The sequence below is a fragment of the Allotamlana fucoidanivorans genome (assembly GCF_006265225.1).
In the GTDB taxonomy this organism is placed as follows: Bacteria; Bacteroidota; Bacteroidia; order Flavobacteriales; family Flavobacteriaceae; genus Allotamlana; species Allotamlana fucoidanivorans.
On record NZ_VDCS01000146.1, the window covers coordinates 1 to 222 of the forward strand.

1 protein-coding gene is annotated in these 222 nt (G+C 44.1%); it reads left to right on the forward strand.

Translation table 11 applies throughout. The annotated features are described in order from the left end of the window. The coding region (locus FGF67_RS17390) for a hypothetical protein (RefSeq protein WP_158293260.1) at positions 1-222 on the forward strand (222 nt) is incomplete at both ends.

Below are 222 nucleotides of genomic sequence, written 5' to 3' on the forward strand. Positions count from 1 at the left end.
GCATGATTTTACCAATCAGTCTATCGACTTCTGTACGGGAGGTACGGTAACTATTACCTGGACGGTAGAAGATATCTGTGGCTCTACTAATCCTACTGCTACATATACCCTAACACAACCGCAAGCAGTAAGCTATACTAGTCCTTCTGATGATAGTGCGGATGCCTGTGAGTTTGATAATGCGGATCCTACTGCAGCTCAAAATGCACTGGATGCTGATAT